The 23,167-nt window shown below is 53.7% G+C and carries 23 protein-coding genes; 6 read left to right on the top strand and 17 right to left on the bottom strand.

Annotated elements, in window-relative coordinates; all coding sequences use genetic code 11:
• The 6 genes from DK870_RS07540 to dksA form a co-directional block, all read right to left on the bottom strand.
• Positions 1–1,389: a polynucleotide adenylyltransferase PcnB gene (locus DK870_RS07540; protein WP_060752249.1), complete on the bottom strand. Its 1,389-nt coding sequence runs from the start codon at positions 1,387–1,389 to the stop codon at positions 1–3.
• Between the two features lie 711 nt (positions 1,390–2,100).
• Positions 2,101–3,540, bottom strand: a complete 1,440-nt coding sequence (locus DK870_RS07535) for a sigma-54 dependent transcriptional regulator (RefSeq protein ID WP_161548369.1) — start codon at positions 3,538–3,540, stop codon at positions 2,101–2,103.
• Between the two features lie 22 nt (positions 3,541–3,562).
• Positions 3,563–6,517, bottom strand: coding sequence for a sensor histidine kinase (locus tag DK870_RS07530; RefSeq protein WP_161548368.1), 2,955 nt, complete (start codon positions 6,515–6,517; stop codon positions 3,563–3,565).
• Positions 6,501–6,677 carry a hypothetical protein gene (locus DK870_RS07525; protein ID WP_003176118.1) on the bottom strand — a complete coding sequence of 59 codons (177 nt, stop codon included), beginning with the start codon at positions 6,675–6,677 and terminating at the stop codon, positions 6,501–6,503. Before DK870_RS07525 ends, DK870_RS07530 begins: the two co-directional genes overlap by 17 nt.
• A gap of 62 nt (positions 6,678–6,739) precedes the next feature.
• Positions 6,740–7,627, bottom strand: coding sequence for a tRNA glutamyl-Q(34) synthetase GluQRS (gluQRS, locus tag DK870_RS07520; RefSeq protein ID WP_161548367.1), 888 nt, complete (start codon positions 7,625–7,627; stop codon positions 6,740–6,742).
• 83 nt (positions 7,628–7,710) lie between these two features.
• Entirely contained in the window at positions 7,711–8,154 is a 444-nt protein-coding gene (dksA, locus tag DK870_RS07515) for an RNA polymerase-binding protein DksA (RefSeq protein WP_060752245.1), read from the bottom strand.
• 318 nt (positions 8,155–8,472) lie between these two features.
• Between dksA and DK870_RS07510 the strand changes: the two genes are divergently transcribed.
• A complete protein-coding gene (locus DK870_RS07510) occupies positions 8,473–9,645 on the top strand; it encodes a pyridoxal phosphate-dependent aminotransferase (protein ID WP_161548366.1) in 1,173 nt (390 codons plus the stop codon).
• Positions 9,645–10,358, top strand: coding sequence for a DNA/RNA nuclease SfsA (sfsA, locus tag DK870_RS07505; protein WP_090365807.1), 714 nt, complete (start codon positions 9,645–9,647; stop codon positions 10,356–10,358). The genes DK870_RS07510 and sfsA overlap by 1 nt, the downstream gene beginning before the upstream one ends.
• 83 nt (positions 10,359–10,441) lie before the next feature.
• Here the strand turns inward: sfsA and galE are convergent, their stop codons facing one another.
• From galE to DK870_RS07460, 9 genes are all read right to left on the bottom strand, one after another.
• Complete coding sequence (galE, locus tag DK870_RS07500; protein WP_161548365.1) at positions 10,442–11,431, bottom strand: UDP-glucose 4-epimerase GalE; 990 nt, start codon at positions 11,429–11,431, stop codon at positions 10,442–10,444.
• The gene (locus DK870_RS07495) at positions 11,428–12,540 is read right to left on the bottom strand and encodes a MalY/PatB family protein (protein WP_090365809.1); all 1,113 of its coding nucleotides are present in this window, start codon (positions 12,538–12,540) and stop codon (positions 11,428–11,430) included. Before DK870_RS07495 ends, galE begins: the two co-directional genes overlap by 4 nt.
• Positions 12,537–13,358, bottom strand: coding sequence for an NAD(P)-binding domain-containing protein (locus tag DK870_RS07490; RefSeq protein ID WP_161548364.1), 822 nt, complete (start codon positions 13,356–13,358; stop codon positions 12,537–12,539). Before DK870_RS07490 ends, DK870_RS07495 begins: the two co-directional genes overlap by 4 nt.
• Positions 13,351–14,001 carry a hypothetical protein gene (locus DK870_RS07485; RefSeq protein WP_161548363.1) on the bottom strand — a complete coding sequence of 217 codons (651 nt, stop codon included), beginning with the start codon at positions 13,999–14,001 and terminating at the stop codon, positions 13,351–13,353. The genes DK870_RS07490 and DK870_RS07485 overlap by 8 nt, the downstream gene beginning before the upstream one ends.
• A 48-nt stretch (positions 14,002–14,049) precedes the next feature.
• A complete protein-coding gene (locus DK870_RS07480) occupies positions 14,050–15,201 on the bottom strand; it encodes an MFS transporter (protein ID WP_372241664.1) in 1,152 nt (383 codons plus the stop codon).
• Positions 15,202–15,295: 94 nt separating this feature from the next.
• Positions 15,296–15,817: a hypothetical protein gene (locus DK870_RS07475; RefSeq protein WP_143038177.1), complete on the bottom strand. Its 522-nt coding sequence runs from the start codon at positions 15,815–15,817 to the stop codon at positions 15,296–15,298.
• Positions 15,818–16,600, bottom strand: coding sequence for a hypothetical protein (locus DK870_RS07470; protein WP_161548361.1), 783 nt, complete (start codon positions 16,598–16,600; stop codon positions 15,818–15,820).
• A gap of 55 nt (positions 16,601–16,655) precedes the next feature.
• Positions 16,656–17,954, bottom strand: coding sequence for an FAD-dependent oxidoreductase (locus DK870_RS07465; protein WP_090365815.1), 1,299 nt, complete (start codon positions 17,952–17,954; stop codon positions 16,656–16,658).
• A gap of 142 nt (positions 17,955–18,096) precedes the next feature.
• The gene (locus DK870_RS07460) at positions 18,097–18,534 is read right to left on the bottom strand and encodes a hypothetical protein (RefSeq protein WP_161548360.1); all 438 of its coding nucleotides are present in this window, start codon (positions 18,532–18,534) and stop codon (positions 18,097–18,099) included.
• Positions 18,535–19,026: 492 nt separating this feature from the next.
• On the opposite strand from DK870_RS07460, the gene DK870_RS07455 reads away from it, so the two are divergent.
• Positions 19,027–19,332 carry a c-type cytochrome gene (locus tag DK870_RS07455; protein WP_143038179.1) on the top strand — a complete coding sequence of 102 codons (306 nt, stop codon included), beginning with the start codon at positions 19,027–19,029 and terminating at the stop codon, positions 19,330–19,332.
• A gap of 45 nt (positions 19,333–19,377) precedes the next feature.
• Here DK870_RS07455 and DK870_RS07450 read toward each other — a convergent pair whose 3' ends face one another.
• A complete protein-coding gene (locus tag DK870_RS07450) occupies positions 19,378–19,695 on the bottom strand; it encodes a Rieske 2Fe-2S domain-containing protein (protein WP_090365820.1) in 318 nt (105 codons plus the stop codon).
• 195 nt (positions 19,696–19,890) lie between these two features.
• Between DK870_RS07450 and DK870_RS07445 the strand changes: the two genes are divergently transcribed.
• Genes DK870_RS07445 through DK870_RS07435 form a run of 3 tightly spaced genes read left to right on the top strand, consistent with a single transcriptional unit; the run spans position 19,891 to position 22,570 of the window.
• Positions 19,891–20,769: a hemin ABC transporter substrate-binding protein gene (locus tag DK870_RS07445; protein ID WP_090365822.1), complete on the top strand. Its 879-nt coding sequence runs from the start codon at positions 19,891–19,893 to the stop codon at positions 20,767–20,769.
• Positions 20,766–21,803 carry an iron ABC transporter permease gene (locus tag DK870_RS07440; protein WP_161548359.1) on the top strand — a complete coding sequence of 346 codons (1,038 nt, stop codon included), beginning with the start codon at positions 20,766–20,768 and terminating at the stop codon, positions 21,801–21,803. Before DK870_RS07445 ends, DK870_RS07440 begins: the two co-directional genes overlap by 4 nt.
• Positions 21,803–22,570: a heme ABC transporter ATP-binding protein gene (locus tag DK870_RS07435; protein ID WP_161548358.1), complete on the top strand. Its 768-nt coding sequence runs from the start codon at positions 21,803–21,805 to the stop codon at positions 22,568–22,570. Before DK870_RS07440 ends, DK870_RS07435 begins: the two co-directional genes overlap by 1 nt.
• A 256-nt stretch (positions 22,571–22,826) precedes the next feature.
• Here the strand turns inward: DK870_RS07435 and DK870_RS07430 are convergent, their stop codons facing one another.
• On the bottom strand, positions 22,827–23,099 hold the full coding sequence (locus DK870_RS07430; RefSeq protein WP_010562703.1) for a TfoX/Sxy family protein: 273 nt from the start codon (positions 23,097–23,099) through the stop codon (positions 22,827–22,829).
• Positions 23,100–23,167: the final 68 nt, after the last annotated feature.

Here is a 23,167-nt window from a genome sequence, read left to right as displayed (position 1 = left end):
TTATTCGCCTGCGGCATCGGCGCCGCTGCGCTTGCGTTTGGCACCGCTGCGGCGACGTTTTTTCGGGCCTTCTGTGTCACCTTTGCTGCCGAGGTCGCGAATCATGTCGCGGCGCTGGCTGTCATTGGCGTCCTGATAGTCAGTCCACCATTCGCCCAGACCGTCGGTCTGTTCCCCAGCGCTTTCGCGCAGCAACAGGAAGTCGTAGCCGGCGCGGAAACGCGGGTTGTCCAGCAGCAGGTCGGCGCGTTTGCCGCTGCGGCGTGGCAGGCGTTCCTGCATGTCCCAGATCTCGCGGATCGGCATGGTGAAGCGTTTCGGGATGGCGATGCGCTGGCACTGCTCGGCGATCAGCTCGTGAGCGGCTTCCTGCATGGCAGGAATCGGCGGCATGCCGCGCTCTTGCAGGCGCAGTACACGCTTGGGCAGGGCAGGCCACAACAGGGCGGCAAACAGGAACGCCGGGGTTACCGGCTTGTTCTGCTTGATGCGCAGGTCGGTGTTGATCAGCGCTTCGCTGATCAACGTGTGGGTGTAGGTCGGGTTGTATTCCAGGGCCTCGGCGCTGGCCGGGAACAGTGGGTCGAACAACTGCAGGTCGACCAGCATTTCGAACGTGTCGGCGGCGTAGCCCGAGAGGAACAGCTTGAGCACTTCTTCGAACAGGCGCGCGGAAGGAATTTCGCGCAACATTGGCGCCAGTTCACGAATCGGCGCGGCCGTGTGCTTCTCGATACCGAAGTTCAGCTTGGCGGCAAAGCGCACCGCGCGCAGCATACGGACCGGGTCTTCCTGGTAGCGCTGGACCGGATCGCCAATCAGGCGAATCAGGTTATTGCGAATGTCATGGACGCCATTGGCGTAATCGAGAATGCGCTCGCTGACCGGGTCGTAATACAGGGCGTTGATGGTGAAGTCGCGGCGTTGCGCGTCTTCTTCCAGGGTGCCATAGACGTTGTCCCGCAGAATGCGCCCGCTCTCGTTGCGAGAAGACTGGTTGGTGTCTTCCTCCTCGTCGTTTTGCGGGTGGTTGGCACGGAACGTCGCGACCTCGATGATCTCGCGACCAAAGTGGATGTGCACCAGCTTGAAGCGTCGGCCGATGATTCGCGCATTGCGAAACTCGGCGCGCACTTGCTCAGGCGTGGCGCTGGTGGCGACGTCGAAGTCCTTGGGCGTGATATTGAGCAGCATGTCGCGTACGCACCCACCCACCAGATAAGCCTGGTAGCCGGCGTTCTGCAGCCGTTCGACGATATTCACCGCATAACGGCTGAATTGAGCGCGTTGCAGCGAATGCTGGCTGCTGTTGAGCACTTCAGGCGTGCTGCGTTTGTGTTGCGTACGACGCAAGGGAGAACGGAATGACTGGAACAACTTCTTCAGCATGGGATGCACTGTTTGAAGGAATGTTCGGCCATAACGAAGAATGACCGCATGATGGGCGGGGATTCTAGCATTTAGTCGGGGGATGGTGTAGGAACAAGCTGCGGCCTTGCGCCATAAGCCTTAAATCGTCAAAGCGCTCAAGCGAAACGCCGGAAACTACAAGGGGAGCCGAAGCTCCCCCAGAAGTAGTTGCGTGCTCTATTTTTATTATTGATTGCGGGCTTCTTGTTTTTGTTGATCGCCCTCGTCAGGAAGCTTTACCTTCATGACACTCCCAATCGGGAGTCAAGAGCAAACGGATTGCTTTGGTCGCTGTGTTGCTGATCTACGATCCAACCAGTTCAGGCTCTGCCTTAGGGCAGTTTTTTGTTGTTCTCGGCCTGGTTGCGGGGCAAGCCCCAAATGCAACGCCTCTCCAAAAGAATCAGTTAGCTGCGCCTCCGCCGTGTTGTTTTTGTTATGCGTGAGTCGATTCGTCTTATTTTTATTGTCTTGTACAAAGCTTGTTATTGTTTTTGTACTAAGCATATAGCAGGGTGCGTGCCAACTTTTGCACCGCCCAGCAAAAACGGGGGGTTGGTGGGTTTTCGAGGTTTTTTCGGACGAAAAAAAGCCGGGGCTTCGTTACCGTAAGCCCCGGCTTTTGTTACGTAAAAATTCTGCGGTAACAGTTTTTTCACATCTGAGGGTGTTACCCGCAGGCGCGCGCACTCAGCTTTCGCTGGCTACCCCGGTCTTGCGCCGTGGAATACCCAGGCGTTGGCGCCGTTCCCACAAGCACTTGCGGCTCACGCCAAGCTTGCGGGCCAGTTCGGTCTCGGTCATGTGGTCCTGATGCTCCAGGACGAAATGCTGGAAGTAGTCTTCCAGTGACAAATCTTCCGTCGGTTCATGGCTGGTATTGCTACCGCCGCCCGCCTGTGGAGCCAGGTCGAGGAAGTCATCATCTTCCAGATCGCTGAGTTCGATATCGATGCCCAGCAGTTCAGCGGAAATTTCCGGGCTTTCCGACAGGATCACCGCACGCTCGACAGCGTTTTCCAGCTCTCGCACGTTACCCGGCCACGAGTAATGCCGAATCGCCTGCTCGGCGTCCGCGGCGAATTTCAGGTCGGTGCGGTTGATGCGCGCACTTTGACGCAGCAGGAACGCGTTGGCGATTTCGTTGACGTCGGCACCACGCTCGCGCAGCGCCGGCAGCTTGAGGGCGATGACGTGCAGGCGGTAATACAAGTCTTCCCGGAACTGGCCGATCTTGGCCAGGCTCTTGAGGTCACGGTGGGTCGCGGCGATCAATCGCACGTCGACCTTCTGTGACTGCACCGAGCCGACGCGACGAATCTCGCCTTCCTGCAGTACCCGCAGCAATCGCGCCTGGGCTTCCAGGGGCAGTTCGCCGATTTCGTCGAGGAACAAGGTGCCGCCGTCCGCCGCTTCCACCAGGCCCGCACGCCCGGCGCTGGCGCCAGTGAACGCGCCTTTCTCATGGCCGAACAGTTCGGACTCGATCAGCGACTCGGGGATCGCCGCGCAGTTCACCGAAATCATCGGTGCCTTGGCGCGCTTGGACAGGTTGTGCAGCGCACGGGCCACCAGTTCTTTACCGGTGCCCGATTCGCCCTGGATCAATACATTGGAGTCGGTCGGCGCGACCTTGCGGATCTTGCTGTAAAGGTCCTGCATCGGTGGGCACGAGCCGATGATGCCGATCTCGCCATTGCTGTTGTCGACCCCAGGCTTGTCCGCGCCGTTGGCGGCCTTGCCAGCGGGGCGCGGTTCGGCCTGTGCACTGCCGGCCGACTGCCGGTCGCGCAGGATGCGGGCCACGGCCTGGAGCATCTCGTCGTGGTCGAAGGGCTTGGCGATGTAGTCCACCGCGCCCATCTTCATGGAGTCCACCGCCGAGCGCAGGCTGGCATAGCTGGTCATGATCAGCACCGGGGTGCCCTGGCCCAGCTTGATCAGCTCGGTGCCCGGTGCGCCCGGCAGGCGCAGGTCACTGACAATCAGGTCGAACGTGGGAATGCTGAATCGCTCTTGGGCTTCCTGCACCGAGCCGGCTTCGCTGACCTGATACTGATTACGTTCAAGCAGGCGACGCAAGGCAGAGCGGATAATGGTTTCGTCTTCGACGATCAAAATGTGCGGCATTGATTCAATTCTCTCGACGGTCTCAGTTCACAGCGGACGTCGCTTCGACATGACGCGGCAAGGTCACCCGGATACGGGTGCCGCGTTGGCTTTCGGTGTCAGCCGGGCTGTCGATGGTGATTTGTCCATAATGCTCTTCAACGATGGAATAGACCAGTGCAAGGCCCAGACCGGTACCTTCACCTGGATCCTTGGTGGTGAAGAAAGGTTCGAACAATCGGTCCATGATGTTCTGTGGAATGCCGCTGCCTTCGTCTTCCACGATCAGGTCGATCGTGTGCTCGAAAGCCTCGCTCTTGACACGTACCGCGCTGCCGGCCGGTGATGCGTCACGGGCGTTGGACAGCAGATTGATCAACACCTGCGCCAAACGTTGGGAGTCGCCGTCGACCCAGTGATCCGGGTCGCACAGATTGAAAAACTGTACTTCGAAATTGCGCCGGTTCAAGGCCAGCAGCCCAATGGCATCTTGCGCCACTTCGGCCAGGCACACGGCTTCATCCTGGTTCTGATGCGCCCCTGAGTGGGCGAAACTCATCAGCGATTGCACGATGCGCGAAACACGTTTGGTCTGCTCAAGGATTTGCCCGCTGATCTCGGTGATCTCGCCGTCTTCTTCGCGTTCTTCGCGCAGGTTCTGCGCCAGGCAGGCGATACCGGTGATCGGGTTGCCGATTTCGTGGGCGACGCCCGCCGCCAGTCGGCCGATGCTGGCCAGGCGCTCAGAGTGCACCAGTTTGTCTTCGAGCATCTGGGTTTCGGTCAGGTCTTCCACCAGTAGCACCAGGCCGCTGTTGCCGGGGGCGAGGGGTTCGTCAATCGCCGCCTTGTGCAGGTTGAGCCAGCGGGTCTGGCCGTCGAGGGCCAGATGCTGCTTGTGCAAGTGTTCGTCGGGCAGGTTGATGAAGCCTTGCAGCAGTTCTTTCCACGGCTCGCCCAGGGTATTCAAGCGTGAACCTACTACCCGCTGGGCGGCGATGCCGGTGAGTTCTTCCATGGCTTTGTTCCACATCAGGATCTCTTGATCCTTGGCCAGGGAGCACACGCCCATCGGCAGCTCTTGCAGCGTCTGGCGGTGGTAGCGGCGTAGCGCATCGAGTTCGGCGGCGAGGCCGGTAAGGCGTGAGTGGTAGTCCTCCAGCCGGCTCTCAATGAAGTGGATGTCTTCGGTGACGTAGTTTTCACCGCCGGCCTTGTAGGGCAAGAACGTTTCGACCATGTCCTGGGACACGCTCGGCCCCATGAGGCCGGAAAGGTTGGCTTCGATACGATCACGCAGGCGGCGCAGCGCATAGGGGCGGCGCTCGTCGAACGGCAGGTAGAGATCGCGCAATGCCTGTTCGACTTCTTTCTGGGCCGCCTTGGCACCCAGTGGCTTGGCCAGTTGCGTGGCGAACTCCTGGGGTGAGGCGGCGTGTAGCTCGCGGCGTTGTGGGCGACGTACGTTATCCACCGCGCAGGCTTCAGCGGCGCTGGTTTCTTCGGGGCTGGCGTTGGTGAACAGCGAGATCAGGGTGAACATCAGCACGTTGGCGGCCAGGGACGCGATCGCCGCCATGTGCCAGCTGGTGTCATCCAGCACGTAAATCATATTCAGCAACGGGATGTAGAAACCCTGGAGGTTGCCGACCAACGGCAACAACATGGTGACGATCCACACCAGGATGCCGGCCAGCAGCCCGGCGACAAAACCACGGCGGTTGGCGGTGGGCCAGTACAGTACCGACAACACGCCCGGCAGGAACTGCAAGGTGGCGACGAACGCGACGATCCCGAGGTTGGCCAGGTCTTGCCCGGCGCCCAGCAGCAGGTAGAAACCATAGCCGGCCATGATGATGGCGACGATCAGTGCGCGGCGCGTCCATTTCAGCCAGCGGTAGATATTGCCTTCGGCGGGCGGCTGGTAGAGCGGCAGTACCAGATGGTTGAGCGCCATCCCCGACAGGGCCAGGGTGGTCACGATGATCAAGCCGCTGGCCGCCGATAAACCGCCCACGTAGGCGAGTAGCGCCAGGGCCGGGTTATTCGCGGCGATACCGACGCCGAGGGTGAAGTATTCCGGGTTGGTGGTGGCCCCCAGCTTCAGGCCGGCCCACAGAATCAGCGGCACCGCCAGGCTCATCAGCAACAGGAACAGCGGCAAGCCCCAACTGGCGCTGACCAGTGAGCGCGGGTTGAGGTTCTCGGTGAAGGTCATGTGGTACATGTGCGGCATCACGATCGCCGAGGCGAAGAACACCAGCAGCAGCGTGCGCCACGGGCCCTCCTGCAAGGGCGTGTGCAGGGCGGCGAGGGCGGTCTGGTTTTGCAGCAGCCACAGCTCCAACTGTTGCGGGCCGTCGAACACGCCATACAGCGCGTAGAGGCCGACGCCACCGATGGCGATCAGCTTGATGACCGACTCGAAGGCTATCGCGAATACCAGGCCTTCGTGTTTTTCGCGGGCGGCAATATGGCGCGAGCCGAAGAAAATCGTGAACAGGGTGATCAGCGCACAGAAGGCCAGGGCAACGCGATGCTGCACCGGCTCGCGGGTCAGGATGCTGATGGAGTCGGCCACCGCCTGGATCTGCAGGGCCAGCAAGGGCAGGACGCCAATCAACATGAATACGGTGGTCAGCGCGCCGGCCCAGGTGCTGCGAAAGCGAAAGGCAAACAGGTCTGCCAGGGACGACAACTGATAGGTGCGGGTGATTTTCAGGATCGGATACAGCAACACGGGCGCCAGCAGGAATGCGCCGGAGACCCCGAGGTAGCTGGAAAGGAAGCCATAACCGTACTGATAGGCCAGGCCCACGGTGCCGTAGAACGCCCAGGCACTGGCGTAGACGCCCAGGGACAAGGTGTAGGTCAGCGGATGGCGAATGATCGCCCGCGGAATCATTCCGCGCTCACTGATCCAGGCGACGCCGAACAACGCGGCCAGGTAGGCGGCGCTGATCAGCAGCATCTGGGTGAGGCTAAAGCTCATCGGCATCTTTTTGGCTCTGCAGGATGAAAGTCACGACGATCAGGATCAGCCACAGCAGATAAGGGCGGTACCAGGCGCCCGTGGCGTCGATCCACCAATCCATGATGGCGGGGGAAAACAGGTAGATCCCGACGACCAGCAGCAGGACCAATCGATAGATGTACATGTTGGCCTCTGTGTGAAAACGTGCGGCGATGGTAACGGATGGCTGGCAAGCTGCAAGCGCCTTCAGCTTAATTGCGCTTCCGCCAACGTGAGTGTGCGCGGGATCTTTGCGGCATCCCAGTGCGCAATGCCCCAATCGAGCAGCTCCCGTGGGCTGGCGTGGAGCAGTTCGTCGCCCGGTTGCTGGCCAAGGGCACGCAATGCTCTCAATAGCAACGGCGTGGCCTGGTCGGGTGCCAGCGGTGGAGAACGGTAGGATTTGCCCAGTTTGTTACCGTCCGGCTGGATGATCAGCGGCACGTGCAGATAGCGCGGCTGGCGCAGCCCTAACAACTCTTGCAGATACAGTTGGCGCGGTGTGGAGTCGAGCAGGTCGGCCCCGCGCACGATATCGGTCACCCCTTGCCAGGCATCGTCGAGCACTACGGCCAATTGGTAGGCATAGAGGCCGTCTCGACGCCGGATAATGAAGTCGCCCACGTCGCGGCCGAGGTGTTGTCGGAATTCGCCCTGTACACGATCGGTAAAGTGGTACGCCAACTCTGGAACACGCAAACGGATGGCGGCGTCCTGCTGATCGTGACCGGCATTGCGGCACAGGCCCGGGTAAATCCCGTTGTAGGTTTCCAGCTGTTTGCGTGAGCAGGTGCAGGCGTACGCCAAACCGTGGCTGAACAGGTCATTCAGCACTTTGGCGTAGGCATCATGCCGCTCGCTTTGTCGGACCAGTTCGCCATCCCATTCAAAGCCGTAGCTTTCCAGGGCATGCAGAATAGCCGCCTGGGCGCCGGGTTCTTCACGCGGAGGGTCGAGATCTTCCATGCGCATCAGCCAGCGGCCATGGTTGGCGCGAGCATCGAGGTAGGAGGCGAGGGCTGCAACCAGCGAGCCAAAATGCAGGTGGCCGCTGGGCGTGGGGGCGAAACGCCCGATATAGGTAGAGGCTGTCATGGGCCGGATACTACTGGAATTCGGTAAATCCCAGAAACCAAAATGGGGCGTTCGCACGCCCCATTCGTTCAGTTCGGCAGGAATTATTTGCCGACCTGTTTTTCCTTGATTTCAGCCAAGGTCTTGCAGTCTACGCAGAGGTCTGCGGTAGGACGAGCTTCCAGGCGGCGAATACCGATCTCGACGCCGCAGGATTCGCACCAGCCGTATTCCTCGTCTTCGATCAGTTGCAGGGTCTTGTCGATTTTCTTGATGAGCTTGCGTTCGCGATCACGGGCGCGCAACTCGAGGGCGAATTCCTCTTCCTGGCTGGCACGGTCGGCCGGGTCCGGGAAGTTGGCGGCTTCGTCCTTCATGTGGTCAACCGTACGGTCGACTTCCTGCATCAAGTCCTGCTTCCACTTCTTCAGGATATTGGAGAAGTGTTTGCGCATGGGCTCACCCATGTACTCCTCACCTTTTGTCTCGACATAAGGTGTGAAGCCGCTGAGGGCTGAGGATTGTTGTTGCTTTGCTTGGGTGGACATGAATAGACCGCCTCTCACTCTTCTAATCCATTGCGCAGGATTGCAACGTCACCGACACCTGCCGGCCCTGCGGCTGCAAGCGGGCGAACTTACCAGATAGATTCGGGGTGCGCCACTCCCGGTTGTCGAGGCCCATCGCACGGGGGCGTAAATAGCAGCGGCCCGTCGTGGCTGGGTATGAATCGTCTCGAATACTGATTTTAGTCGTTTTGCGCGTGTGTGCCCGCACCGTTCAAGTGGCCGAGCAGGCAATAGAACATGTTTTACGGCGTGGGTTCGGTAGAATCCGGATTTTGTCCTCTCGGTTAAGGAAGGCTAATGGCTCAGCCCTATAGTGCGCGCAGTCGCGCCATCGAACCTTTTCATGTCATGGCGTTGCTGGCGCGCGCCAATGAGCTGCAGGCGGCGGGTCATGATGTGATCCATCTGGAAATCGGTGAGCCGGACTTCACCACGGCCGAGCCGATCATTCAGGCGGGGCAGACGGCCTTGGCCAACGGCAAGACCCGCTATACCGCGGCTCGTGGGTTGCCTGAGCTGCGTGAGGCCATCAGCGGGTTCTATCAGCAGCGCTACGGGCTGGATGTCGATCCTGAGCGCATTCTGATTACGCCCGGTGGCTCCGGCGCCTTGTTATTGGCGAGCAGTCTGTTGGTGGACCCCGGCAAGCACTGGCTGCTGGCGGACCCCGGCTACCCCTGTAACCGGCATTTCCTGCGGTTGGTGGAGGGGGCTGCGCAGCTGGTGCCGGTAGGTCCGGAGGTGCGTTACCAATTGAATGCCGATCTGGTTGAGCGGTATTGGGATCACGACAGCGTCGGCGCGCTGGTGGCTTCGCCTGCCAACCCGACCGGTACGATTCTTACGCGTGACGAATTGGCCGGGTTGTCGAGGGCAATCAAGGCGCGCAAGGGCCACTTGGTCGTAGACGAGATCTATCACGGCCTCACCTACGGCACTGAGGCTGCCAGCGTACTGGAAGTCGACGATGATGCCTTTGTGCTCAATAGTTTTTCGAAGTACTTCGGTATGACCGGCTGGCGCCTGGGATGGCTGGTAGCGCCTCCCGCCGCTGTCGGGGAACTGGAGAAGCTGGCGCAAAACCTCTATATCAGCGCACCAAGTATGGCCCAGCACGCGGCGCTGGCCTGCTTTACCCCACAAACCCTGGAGATTCTGGAGGCGCGCCGCGCTGAATTCGGTCGCCGTCGGGACTTTCTGCTGCCGGCATTGCGTGACTTGGGCTTCGGTATTGCCGTAGAACCTGAGGGCGCTTTCTATTTGTATGCCGATATCAGCGCGTTCGGCGGTGATGCCTTCGCGTTCTGTCGCCACTTCCTCGAAACCGAACATGTCGCTTTTACACCGGGGCTGGATTTCGGCCGGCATCAAGCCGGTCACCATGTGCGTTTTGCCTACACGCAAAACCTTGAACGGCTAGAAGAGGCTGTGGAGCGCATTGCTCGCGGCTTGCAGAGTTGGCAAGGCTGATGCGCTTTCATCCTCCTCTGGAACAAGGGCGGCTGATTCGCCGTTACAAGCGTTTTCTCACCGATATCGAAACGGATGCCGGCGAGTTGCTGACTATTCACTGTCCGAACACCGGCTCGATGCTCAATTGCATGCTAGAGGGTGGGCAGGTCTGGTTCAGCCGTTCCGATGACCCCAAGCGCAAGCTGCCAGGCACCTGGGAAATCGCCGAAACGCCTCAGGGCCGATTGGCATGCATCAACACGGCGCGCGCCAATCAGCTGGTCGAAGAAGCGTTGCGTGCTGGGGTAATCACTGAGCTCAACGGCTTTACCGCGCTGAAGCGCGAGGTGCCTTACGGGCAGGAGAAAAGCCGTATCGACTTTCGCCTGGAATATCCCCAGGGCGCAGCTTATGTGGAGGTGAAAAGCGTGACGCTGGGGTTTGACGATTCTTCCGTGGCGGCCTTTCCTGATGCCGTGACCCAGCGCGGTGCCAAGCATTTGCGTGAGCTGGCGCACTTGGCGCGTGAAGGTGTGCGGGCGGTGCAGTTGTACTGCGTGTGTCTATCGGGGGTTGATGCGGTGCGGCCGGCCAAGGAAATCGACGCAATCTATGCTGCCGCGTTGCTCGAAGCCAAAGCGGCCGGCGTTGAAATATTGGCGTATGGTGTACGAGTGACGTACGACGAAATCCGGATTGATCGGTCGGTCCAAATAGTTTTGGGTGATTGAAGGTCATTGCGGATTTCCTGATTATCACCACGATAGACGGCGATGCATTGATGCGCTCTGCAGAAGTGGCGTCCCACCTGTTTTCATAAGGTGGACGCCCAACGGATCGAATTAAGAATAGATGTCTGAAGTGAAGTTGAAGGTGCCCATCCCAATAGTTCACGGGCCAACCTACTGGAGGCATAGCCACCAACAATATCACCCGGACGGCGCTCAGCCCTGTTTACGACCAAATCAGATTTAGTGGCGCTCATGAACGCTGACACAAACTCCTGAACCGTAACGCCCCGCTGGGAGCCCAGATTGATGACCGGCATCTCAAACTGATTCAATGGCACCGCTAAGCTATTGTTGTCAAAGGCGAGTGCGGCCAGCACGTGGGCGGCTGCGAGGTCTGCGACGTCCACAAAGTCCCGAACAGTAGAGCCATCTCGGGTATTCCAATCAGTTCCGTTGATTTGAAACGGCTGCCTCAATGTGGCGCATTGGATCAGAGAATTTAATAGGCTGCTTTTGTTGCTGCCTCTGAAGCCCGTTCTGAATGTGTGATCACTGCCAATGGGGTTGAAATATCGGAAGATGAGAAACTGAAAGTCCTTGGTGTTAGAGATATCTTTGAGCGCCAGTTCAAGAAAGTACTTGGATCTGGCATATGGGCTCATCGGGGTAGGGGGGGCATGCTCATCGAAACTATGCGCATTGTCTGCACTATAAAGCGCTGCCGTTCCGCTTAGAATTAACTTTTTTACGCCAAGGTCAAGCAGGTGGCTAACCATGCTTATCGACTTTGAAAAATTGTTTTCATAATAAATACTTGGGTGTGAAATCGACTCTGCTACGTCAATTTTGGCAGCGCAATGAATGACCAAGGATAGGTCAGGGTGGGCGCCGATGATTTGTGTCAAAAGATGTTTGTCAGCAATGTCCCCTTGATAGTATGAGAATTTATTATAGGTTTCATTAGCAGGGAGGGCTTGCTCATCAAGAATAACCGGCTGATGCCCGGCATCGGCGAGTGCCAAGCAGATAGTGCTACCAATGTAGCCGGCGCCACCAGTAATGAGAATTTTCATTTGATATTCCTGAATAAATCTAAAAAGGTGCATGTCGCAGTTGTCAGCTGATCTTGCGGGCATGCAAAATTAAACCTGATCCAACCGGGAGAACCGAACTCTTCACCGTTGGATACTGCAATTCCTGCTTGCAGAAGCTTGTCGAAAACATCGCCGTCGGTCTCGCGGGTATCAATCCAGGCGAGGTAGGTCGCTTCTGAAGGCTTATACTTAAGGGACGTATGGCGTAATGTAGTGTGGAGGACTTTTTGGTTGCTCTTGAGCTGTTGCAGAAGTGCTTGGAGCCAATCTGAACAATTGAAGTAAGCACTTTCAAGCGCCACAAGCCCCAATGCGTTTATGCCCGAGGCATAAAATGTCTGGGTTTCTTTAAACTTATCGCGAATTTTTGGGCATGGGATAACAGCGTAGGCGATGGATATACCGGCTAAGTTAAAGGTTTTGCTTGGGGATAAAAGGGTAATGGATTTATTCTCCAATCCTTTTATCGAGCCCGCTGGTAGATGGCGGCGCTGCCCCAGAATTATATCTGCGTGAGCTTCATCGGAGATGACGATTGTGTCAAGGTTTTTAATGCTCAACGCTAGGCTTTCAAGCTCCTCTTGAATTGAAACAATGCCAGTCGGGTTAGTAGGGTTGCATAGAACAATTGCAGACGGATTGGTCTGTTTTATATGACGTAGATCGCTAAGGGTAAAAGGCCTGCCGTTATCGGTCAACTCAATTGTGTAAGGTGTTAAATGAAAACCCTTGCTTAAATTAAGCAGTTTGTTGTAATTGGGTGACTGTAGCATGACAGTTCCCTGAGGACACGTGCTTTTGATAGCTGTCCTGACACCCGATATCGTATTCGGAACTATAACTATCCATTCTTTCTGTATGCTCCAATCATACTGATTTTTGCACCAGTGCTGGATAGACTCGTAAACGGAATACGGGATGTTAGGATAAGAGAAGTGTCCCTCTTCAATCCTTTTTCTGACAGCGGAAATTATGGCGTCTGGCGTTGCAAAAGCCATATCCGCTACCCAGTGAGGTTGTGCTTCAGGATACTTGGCTAGTGCTAGTGTGTTTTCCGCTTGGCGAGTGATCGGGCGTAATTCCGTCACTGGAAAAACTCACTCATTGCGGTGAAGTCTAGATCGTCATAACACCTACTTTGATCCGCCTCTAAAATAGAAAGTAGGCATCGAGATAAATCCAACCTATAACCGCTAAATTCATCTAGGGCGTACTCTATATCTTTTTTTGCATACTTTAACTTGCAATGAATGTCCTGATGGTTTCGTGCCAGGCTTTGGTTGAGCTTTTGTCGGACGATTGAATTCATCCAGAAGTCATCATGTGAGGTTATTATTTTTACGGCCAATTCGCTTTGGGGCAGTGTCTCCATCAGGTGTAGCATTTGGCCAAGAAGTCCAAGCGTAGTCAGTCCCCAAAGGTTATAGAATAATTTGAATTGTGTTGCTGTGCTGATAAAGTCGAACGTGTAAATTTTCGAAGAAGTAGCTTTGAGGAATGGGTCATGTTGAGTGTCTGCGCTTTCCGAGTGCACGAAATAGATCAGGCTACCTTTCAATGCTCCCGTTTTGCTGCCTGTAAAAGGAGCTTCAATAAAAGTCAACTGCTCATCATTAAAGGAGTTGCCTATTTGCGCGATGGCGCTGCAGGTGAGTGTTGAAAGTTCAATGAATATTGTCTGGAAGGCCTGGTTGGTCAGAGCAGCTGATAAGATATTGTTCCAGACTTTTGTGGCAATTTCTGCGCTGGGAAGGCAAGAAACTACATAGTCATATTCTGAGAAATCAATTAAGTTCAATCTTGTCATTGTCCGAGAGAAGTAGTCAATTTTCCACTCGGTTTTGCTGAGATGTTCGGCCAAAGACGTAGTAATCAAACCTTTTCCAATAAAAAGGATATTATACATAGGTGCACCCATTGAGCGTAAATGAGTCTGATAACATGCCGAGCTTGTACGTCGTGATGGGTGATATTCCCAGAGTTTTCAGAACGGGAAGTTCAGCGGCTATCGAGGTGCATCGTAGAGTCGGCGTACATGTGTAGTCACTGATATCCAGTGTTGACAGGCCTTTTACCTCTACATCAGGTGTGCGATAGTTTCGAAAGGTGAGGTGCGGAAGCAGTAAGATATCTTCAATCTCGTCATGTGTGGACTTTAAGCTTATAAAGTTTTTAGTATTTTTCCACTCAAATTGACTAAGATTGTTTTTGGTTTCTACGGTGCCAATGTCTTTCAAATAGCCCAGTAAGGCTCCGCGTGCAATGGAGTGCGGTGCGTCGACAACAGCAAGTACCGGGAAGTAATAGCGAACGGAGTTTAATGTAATCGCGATTTTTAAAATGGCTTCATGGCTTGTAATAAAATCATCTTCGGTAAAGCAAGTTGACCGCATTCTGGAAATGGTCAGAAGTACAGTGTTTCCAATTACAGCATCATTCGGCAAGAACTGTAGCGCTTGCGCGAGTGCAGGCTTTGGAACCCTCGAAGAAAATTCCGCTTCAAACTGAATGTGGAGGTTTTCACATTGAAACTTCCAAGGCGCTATCATTATTTATCTCTCCACTTGGCTATTAGTCGAGCTGACATTGATCTGTCCCTAGCGGTCACCGGCGCAAGCGTGTGAATTAGAGGGGGTTAGATGATTGAGTACGCAGAAAAAAAGCAACGCCACGGCGCAGCATGTCGTGAAAACCAAAGGGGCTCCGCCATATTTATATAGTAGAGGGCCTGCGAAGTAACCGATGGTGATTCCGATGAAAGTGTACAGTCCACGGGTACCATTTGCTTTAGCTGTCAAGCCATGTGGGATTGTGCGCTGAAATTGATTGTGGGATCTCAGAAACATAATTTGAAAAGACACGCCAACGACAAAGGCAAGGGCAATTATCACGACATCTGACGTAGTGTAAATAAAAGCCAGTTCAGCGATAGCTATGGTAATTATTAAAAGGCCATATCGGTTGAATTGGCCGGCGAAGAAACGCTCGAAAATACTATTGGCAATAATTAGGCCTATAACTTGTGAGAGTAAAATGTTTGAGTAAAGTTGTATTGGGTTTGCCGATATGCTTTGACAGTATTTGAGCAAGGTGCTGAGAAAAAGGCCGGACAATAACATGCCTATAAATATAAAATGATGGGCTGATGTAAGCATTTGAGAAGCGATGCGGTCTGACTTTATTGATGTTAAGTCTTTGGGGCGGGGCGGGATCGATGACGTGCAACTGCTTAAAATTATGGAACTTACAAGTAGGCCAAAAGCGAGGTGCAAATAGTTGTCAGTAGCCGTTACTGCGAGGAGTATGGGCGCCAGAGCCATCGCTAAAGTTATCGATAGCTGCATGCGAGTGTGGGCTTGGGAAAGTTTGGATTTATCTACTTCGTGGTTTATGGCTGAAAGTCGGCGAAAATTTATTATACGCAGTATGGCGCCGATATTGAATGTCAGAAGGCAGCCCCACAAAAGTGCTTGGTTTTGATTGAATAGAAAAAATGATAAAGATGCAACTATCGTAAATAAGCCTATCAGGCAGAGAAAACGTCTTTGGTCATAGTTGTCAATTGATGGTGCTATGGCCAAACCTACAAAAACAGTAGAGGCGGACATGGCGCTTAAAAATAAAGACATTTCAAATTCCGACAGACTCAAATGGTTTACAATGAGCGGTATCGATGCCTGTGTGAATCGTTCTGTGAGCGATATAACAAAGCATAGAAGTATGATGATTTGGTTTTTAGTACGCCTCACTGCCTTTCCTTTTAATTGTGTCCGGAGCTGAAGTTTTCGCAGGGATTGCACCGTCCTCGAGTATGCAGAGAGTTGGCTGCCTGTTAAACAGTGCTCACGTCAAACAAGTCAGCGTTCTGTAAAGACACCAGACCATTGTTGGATTGAACCGGGATTTAATATAAGGTTGATCAAATATTTGATTAAACATCGAAGTGCTTGCCAACACCGAGGCAACCTCTCCTTGGCTGTAACGTTGGTAAGCATCAACTTTTGATCGGGTGTATTTGATTTCCTTGTAGGCGTCCAGGTCGGTTATCAGTGAGCACGTCGAAGGATGGAGTGCAATCGAATCATAAGATTTGTGCAGTAACCCCATGGGTAATGTTTTTTCAAACCATACACTTTGGAGTTCAAAAGAATCTAAATACTCAAAGTGAAAGTCCACCCATGAAAATTGTTTTCCGTCACGGTCTTCTCTAAAACCCGCAGGTACCAATAATCCAGTTCTAAATTTTTTCGCATGCTCAATTGCAGCATGAAAGGTAGAGTGAAGTGAGACAGTAGATCCAACGCGCGCAGCTTGGATGTGTGAGTCGGTTCCGACAGGGCCAAGGGTCGCTATTATATCTATCATTCAATTGGCCTTTAAAAATAAGCTTTGTGCTCTGCTCAGCTTGTTGTTTTCGACGAACACGGCTTCGATTATTTTGTCGGCATTCTGATTTTTATCTGAGAAGTAGAGAGCCGTTGAGTCAAGGGAAACTGCACTTTCAGTAATGAGCGAGCACTGTGAAACTAGGTTTTCTAAGTGCTGTGCGGCAGACTGCAACAGATCGTCTGGAAGTTCTCTGTTGATAATGTTCTTCACAAGCGTGGCATTTACTTTGGGGAAGTTGTAAAGTTTAAGTTCATGTTCGAATACGAAACTGCGTTTTTCTAAGTTTTCAGAAAGATAAAGTAGTTTTAAGCAGGTAATGCAAATTTTGCTATAAAGTCTACGCTCGATCTGTGTTTTTGAATTATTCAATTGGGCTTTATAATACGCCAAAGGCTGCGTCTGGTAGGCCAGGAACTCAGCTGTGCGGAATCCGGCAAAGTCAGGTCTGCTTAAAAAAAGACCATTTTTCCCAAGCCAATCAGGCTCCATGCAAAGAACCGCGTTCGAGGGGGATTTTAGAGCTTCACTGCTCATTAATATGAGCGAGCTTCCTTGCTCGCAGAGGCATTTGCAGAGCAGGGTTTGCTGTATATCTTTAGGGGCTACGAGGCAAAGTACATCAATGTCCGATACGTAGTCGTACCGAGATGTATTCTTGCGTACCTCCCCTCTGGCTGTTGAGCCCGTTACTGCAAGTGTGTAAGCGATTCCCATACTTGTTAGGGTCGCTAAAAAGTCTGTTTCCTTGATAGAGACCATGAATTAATATCCGTATTTTTGAAAATCCATTTATCGTCACTTCACACTTCATGAATTAGCCAAAGGCGCCGATTACCATGCTGTTAAACATTGCATAGGCCGACTGTACTTCACTTATGTATTGAGTTTTCGGGGCGTCGAGTGGTGTGATATTTGTCGAGATGACATCGATTTTATTTGTTTGTGGATTTTGGCGATAGCTTACTGTCACCGAAATGGCGTAATGAGTGGCGCAGAGGCTGAAGCAAACATTCATGTATTCTGGTGTCATAGGAGGCAACTTATTGAATAGCGAGTACACCGCCAGGGCACAGACCCGTGCTTGACACGTGGCCGCAAATGCCGATTTTGGCAAGCTGTGAGCATCTGCGGCATCACCAATGACGTGAACGTTCGGGATCTTCAATGATTCAAATGTCTGCGTATTTACCGGGCACCAGCCGTTATCGCCAGTCAGGCCGTTTGCATCAGTGAAAAGATCGGCTTTTTGTCTGGGAATAATATTGATGACGTCTCCTTTGAATATGCCGGCTTGGCAAACAAGCTCTCGAGTGTCCGCCCTCAGTTCTGTAACCGTTCCACCTTGTTGTGCGCCAATCCAAGTAATAATACTTTTCGCGGTGCCATATCCATATAACTGCTTCCAGGCCAATTCGAACTGTGCTTGCTTGGGAAATCTCTCTTTGGAGTCAAGGAAGATAATTTTCGAGTTTGGTTTGTGCGCTTTCAGGTATTCCGCAATCTGACTCACCCGTTCATACGGGCCCGGCGGGCACCTGTACTCTGTGTTAGGGGAAGACATCAGAACCGTGCCGCCGTTTGGCATTTCATCCAGTTGGTTCTTTAGGTTACTCAACTGTTCTTTGCCTTTCCATGCATGTGGAAAGACATCGGCGAGCGCTTTGCTATAACCTTTTATATATTCAAAATCAAAGCTGATACCAGCAGCGACGATGCATCTGTCGTACCGGTAGGTGGACTGCTCTGTTTCTACTACTCGTTTAGCGGAATCAATTGTCAGCGCGCGCTCATGTACGACGTTTATTCCTTCGGATATAAGTTTTGTATAGTCAAACGTTAATGTCTCTTCACTACGTTTTCCTACTAGGTACTCTGCGCTGAGGGGGCCCGAGAAGTATTCCGGATACTCCTCAATCAACGTTATTGCAGTATTGGGCATTAGTCGTTTTAACGTGCGAGCGAATGTGGCACCTGCAAACCCACCACCTACTACGACAACGTTAAAAGTTTTTGTATGTGCAATCTTTGTCGAGGGGCCTGCCACCGCATCCAATGCAGCTATTCCGGCACCTGTGATCAGCCATTTAAGAAGGGTTCGTCGATCATCTATCATTGTATTTTCCGAATTCGCGCATTCTACATAGTGCGTGCTTGTCTAGGCCAAGCTTACATAACGCTAATCGGGTTAAAGGCCGGTTTAAGCATTCTTGATTGAACAAGGCAGCGAATCTTTATATGGGGAAAAGAAGAGGAGCTTATCTGACGACATCTGCAAAGTAAGATTGCGAGTTTTGCAAGTATACTTTAGGGATGTTCAGGTCGCCGTATTTTTCCGAATGCTTGCCCACATAAGCGCCCCTGTTTTCTTTTGGGCCAAATGCTTGGTAGGTTTTTTCGTAGGTCGCTTTATCTTTGAGGATTGTGATATGAATTAACGGCTCACCTAATTTTGTCGGAATGAGGTTGATGGACTCAGTCGTTTTCTTGTCGCGACTGCCGTGCGCTGAAAAATTCGCGGCTTGCTCTTTTGTAAAAGATTCAAGGAATTCTTTTTCCATGCCTGTAGGGGGAGTGAACACTATGACCACAGCTTTTTGAGGCGCTAAGTTTTCCAGACTATTTTCGGCGATGGTTTGAGTGGCACCGAGGCTGAGTGCGATTGATATTAAAGACAGCGTCATGCGTCGTTTCATGAAATTCCCTTTCCGCGTTCTTGCATTATTCGATGGTGATGTGCGGCCTAATTAAATTGCTTTGTCTTAATCATTGCAAAATTTTTAGGCTGGTCGCTAGTTAAAGCTAACGCGTTTATGATCGGCAAGTTTTAAGGTGTTTCAGAATGTGTATCTGTGCAAATTCATTTTGTGTGTATAGATCTGGTGATCATTTGCGGTGACTATCAATGCGTATAATTCGCTATTGATACACTTCTGGCCGACGCTTCTGTGGTGGTTGCTGCCCTTGACGTTATGAGATTTGGCACGATAAATTAAACAGTGTTTATATGGAGCGCCTTGTTTTGGTCGTGCGCTGTTGTTTAGACTGCAGTTCGTGTTTTGGTTTTATAATCGGCTCGATTTTCTGGTTTTTGTTTTGTGCGATTGATATAGGGGGTTGTTCAGGCAGGTATGACGTTTGCTTGGTGAGGTCTTGATAGTTTAATCACTGTACAAGGATGTAATAGATTGATATTCAACAGCAGATTAATGATTTTGCCGTTTTTTCTTTGTGCCAATACAATAGTGGCAGATGAAAATTTCGCCGGTGTCATGACGAGTAATGGTTGCGTTAACTGTCATGGGTTTGAAGGGCGAGGCGGGGTGGCTGGTAATATTCCCCCATTGCAAGGGCGCTCGAAAGAGTTTCTTCGTACTACGATGCAAGGTTACAAGCAAAAGGTCTTGTCCGGTACGGTGATGAACCGAATCATGAAAGATATTGATGACGAGAAAATTGAAATGTTGGCAGAGTACTTCAGTGAAATAAAATAAATTATCAGCCTGGTTGAGTAGTTTGTTTAAGCTTATCCGATCAAGTTATATCTGCACCCATAAGCCCTTTTCGTCCTCCCTGCTGGGCAGGACGATTAGACTTTGACCAACACAAGGGCCGGAGACACATTCTCCGGTTTCTATCAGGAACAGCGCACCGTGGGTGGCGCACTGGATTAAACTGGTACTTTGGTCTAGAAAATGGTCGGGCTTCCATTCCAGTGGCACGCGGCGATGTGGGCAGCGATTGACGTAAAAGTAGGCGGTACCCTCCCGGCGCACCCCAAACAGCTTTTGGCCATCTATATCGAAGCCGAGGCTGGCGTTTTGCGCGAGCACATCGGATGGGCAAACGAACCTCATAGTTATCCTCTGGTACGACCGCTCGGCCTTTGCCTTAAAGCTGCTCGCCCCTAAGCGTGCCGCTTGACCTTAAATGCAAACAATTATCAAATGTATGCGTTGGCGTTAGTCATTCTACGTTTCACCGTGACGGGTATGACTCAATTGCCACGTTGTCGAGCGAATCATCCGCACTGCCATTAAGGAAACCCTGTTATGCGCCTAAGCGCCAGCGCTATTGCACTTGTCGTGGGATTGCTGCTCAACCCTTTGGCGCAGGCTGGGCAAGTGCCTCTACGCTTGGTGAGCGTGGGCGGCGCATTGTCCGAGTGGGTCGTAGCTCTGGGGGCTGAATCCAAATTAGTGGGTGTCGACACCACCAGCCAGCATCCGGAGTCGCTCAAGGCGTTGCCGAGTATCGGGTACCAGCGGCAGCTGTCGGCTGAAGGCATTCTCAGCCTGCGCCCGCAGATCCTCGTCGGTACCGAGGAGATGGGGCCGCCGCCCGTATTGGCGCAACTGCGTGGTGCTGGTGTGAGGGTGGAGTTGTTTTCCGCCGAGCCGGATCTCCTGGCTTTGCAGGCCAATTTGAAGCGCTTGGGCAACTTGTTAGGCAGCGAAGCCAAGGCTACGTTGCTGTTTGCAGATTTCCAACAGCAGTTGGATCGTCAGAAATCCTGGGTGGCCAAGGCGCAAACCGCAGTGAGTGCACCTGGGGTGCTGCTGCTGCTCGGACATTCGGGCGGTAAACTGCTTATCGCGGGCAAACATACAGCGGCCGATTGGATATTGCAGCATGCCGGTGGCAACAATTTGGCTACGCATACCGGCTACAAGCCATTTTCGGTGGAGTCCTTGGCAGGATTGAGCCCTGACGTCTTGGTGTTTGCCGACCGCGCATTGACCGGTGAGGAGGCGCAAGCAGCATTATTCAAAGAGAATCCAATCCTGAGATCGACCCCGGCGGCCATGCATGGACGAGTGATCGAACTGGATCCGACATTGTTGGTGGGCGGTTTGGGGCCGCGTTTGCCGCATAGTCTGATGTTGCTATCCGCAGGATTCTATCCTGCCCAGGCCGAACCAGCTCCATGACTGTATTAGTCAAGCCCCGTGCTTTATTTATCCTTCTTGGTTTGCTGTGTGTAGTGGCGTTCTGGTTGTCTTTGGCGCTTGGGCCGGTCAGCTTGCCTTTGATGGATACGTTGAGGGCGGCATTGCGTCTGCTCGGCTTGCCCATCGATGGGCAAGGTCTGGAACAGGCTGAATTGATCCTCGGGCAAATTCGTTTGCCGCGTACGCTTCTTGGTCTCGCCGTGGGCGGCGTGTTGGCGCTGTCGGGTGTCGCCATGCAAGGGCTGTTTCGTAATCCGCTGGCCGATCCTGGCTTGGTCGGAGTCTCCAGTGGCGCTGCACTGGGCGCGGCGATCGCGATTGTCGGGAGTGCTTTTTTCGGCTCGTTGCCCGAGGCTCTCGGACCTTATTTACTGTCGCTTTTTGCGTTTCTTGGTGGTTTGGGAGTGACCGCTATTGTCTACCGCCTGGGGCGGCGCAACGGTCAAACAAACGTCGCAACAATGCTGTTGGCAGGTATCGCGTTGACTGCCTTGGCCACTGCGACAGTGGGGCTGTTTACCTACCTGGCGGATGACGCCACCTTGCGCACCTTGACGTTCTGGAACTTGGGCAGTCTCAATGGCGCGAGCTATTCACGGTTGTGGCCGGTGCTGTTGGTGAGTGTCGGTGTCGCGCTGTGGTTGCCGCGCCGGGCGAAAGCATTGAATGCATTATTGCTGGGTGAGTCAGAGGCCAGTCACCTTGGGGTTGATGTTGAAAGGCTCAAGCGCGAATTGGTGTTCTGCACCGCGCTGGGTGTGGGCTCTGCGGTAGCGGCGGCGGGGATGATCGGTTTTGTCGGCCTGGTAGTGCCGCATCTGGTGCGGTTGCTGGCGGGCCCGGACCATCGGGTGTTGTTGCCGGCCTCGGTACTGGCAGGCGCAAGTTTGCTGCTGTTTGCGGACTTGGTGGCGCGCCTGGCCTTGGCACCTGCAGAGCTGCCGATCGGTATCGTGACCGCGTTCATTGGCGCACCGTTCTTTTTATATCTGTTGTTGCGGGGGCGCGCCTGATGCTACGTGTGGAAGGGTTGCAGATTCGGCGCGGGCGCAAGATGGTGCTGACGGATATCACGCTGGATCTGTTGCCGGGCGAAGTGCTCGGTGTGCTGGGGCCCAACGGCGCCGGTAAAAGTACCTTGCTTGGGGCATTGTGCGGGGAGCTGCATCCGGACCAAGGCAGCGTCTGGCTGGCTGAGCAGGCGTTGACGCATTGGAGTGGCCCACAGCGTGCGCAGCGTTTGGCAGTGTTACCGCAGACGTCGAGCCTGGACTTCGCTTTCCGTGTCGAAGAGGTCGTCGGCATGGGGCGCTTGCCCCATCAGACCGGACGGGTGCGCGATGATGAAATCATCGCCGCAGCCTTGCACGCGGCGGACGTCGGGCATTTGAGTGGTCGCAGCTATTTGGCGTTGTCCGGCGGCGAGCGTCAACGTGTGCACCTGGCACGAGTGCTGGCGCAGTTATGGCCGGGCGAAGCGGGTCAAACCTTGCTGCTGGATGAGCCGACATCGATGCTGGACCCTCTGCATCAACACACGACGCTGCAGGCCATCCGCCGCTTTGCCGATCGAGGGGCGGCCGTATTGGTGATTCTGCACGATCTGAACCTGGCGGCTCGCTACTGCGATCGTATCCTGTTGCTGGAAAACGGCTGCCCACAGGCCTTGGACACGCCATCAAACGTGTTGCGGCCGGAATTGCTCAAGGCTGTGTTTGGCTTGGATGTGCTGGTTCAGCCGCATCCGGAGCTTGGGCATCCGTTGATAATTGCGCGCTGAAAGCAGCTTCTCACAGGCGGCTTTTATCAGGCAAAAAAAGACCCGGCAAGAGCCGGGTCAAATAACCGTGATTAGCCTGATGAGGAGATAATCTGAGAGTCCGAACCAAGGGTCTTTCAGTTATCGGCTGATCTCGCGACCAGTTGTGATAATCATAACGATTCTCATTTGTGAGTCAACAGTTGTTTTGGCTGCCTATCGAATTTTCTCAAACAGCTGTTTGGAACGCTTGTAAACCTTGGGGTTTGTGGCCGATCTAATTTTTCTGGCGCGCTGAAATCGCATCCAACTGACGGTTCAACGCTTCCTTGCGCTCCGCGGGGATGTCGTTCCAGTGCACATCCATCAATGCACCTTCGATTGCATACAGCAGTACTTTCGAGGCCCGGAAGCCACGAGTCCGCACGGCGCGGTAGGCATCAACCGCTCCCAGGCGGCGCAAATCCGACGCACTGTGGATACCCACTGCATGCAGCCATTGCGCGGAGGTCTTGCCGAGGTTTTTCAGGTGTTGCAGCTCATCGTTCATCAAGCCTCCTTGCGACGGCCGAATGGTGCGGTGGGTATCGTGACCAGGCAAGCCTGAAAGGAGTGTAG

This window comes from Pseudomonas sp. Q1 (assembly GCF_009935975.1).
Taxonomy (GTDB): Bacteria; Pseudomonadota; Gammaproteobacteria; order Pseudomonadales; family Pseudomonadaceae; genus Aquipseudomonas; species Aquipseudomonas palleroniana.
Note: the sequence above shows the minus strand (reverse complement) of the source record. Positions and strands in the feature narration are given on the sequence as shown.